Source organism: Pseudomonas sp. EA_65y_Pfl1_P113 (assembly GCF_963970525.1).
GTDB lineage: Bacteria > Pseudomonadota > Gammaproteobacteria > Pseudomonadales > Pseudomonadaceae > Aquipseudomonas > Aquipseudomonas tritici.
Window position 1 is genome coordinate 1 of record NZ_CAXAQM010000316.1, and the last position, 546, is coordinate 546.

The window sequence follows — 546 nt, forward strand, 5'->3', positions numbered from 1 at the left end:
CGCAGCGCGCTTGCCGCCAATCGCGCAGCCTTCTTCCACGATGTCGCGGCGGGGCCATTTTACGGCTTCAATCGCGATCACGAAACGACGATCCAGGCCGTGATCGACAAGTGGTGGCGGCAGGGCATGATGGGCAGCGCGCAAGCCCATTATGAAGGCATCAAGGCCTTTTCCGAAACCGACCAGACCGAAGACCTGAAGGCGATCACCGTCCCCACGCTGGTGCTGCAGGGCGATGACGATCAGGTCGTGCCCTATACCGATGCCGCGCTGCTGCAGGTGAAGCTGCTGCAAAACGGCACGCTGAAGATCTATGAGGGCTATCCGCATGGGATGCTGACCACCCATGCCGATGTCATCAACCCCGATCTGCTGGCGTTCGTGAAGGGCTGAGCCCCGGATCCGCACGACGACAAAAAGGGCAGGGTGGAGAAATCCACCCTCCCTTCTTGGTATCTGCTGGTGGAAATGCGTCTCTTTCCGGTGGGCGCGATACTAGGCCGCCAAAAAGAGGGCGGGCCCTGCGGCCCGCCCCCCGGGTATCAG

1 protein-coding gene is annotated in these 546 nt (G+C 61.7%); it reads left to right on the forward strand.

The features are described from left to right. Positions 1-393 (forward strand): alpha/beta hydrolase (locus AACY52_RS29810; protein ID WP_339561304.1); only part of this gene is annotated, 393 nt, incomplete at its 5' end. Between the last annotated feature and the right edge of the window lie 153 nt (positions 394-546).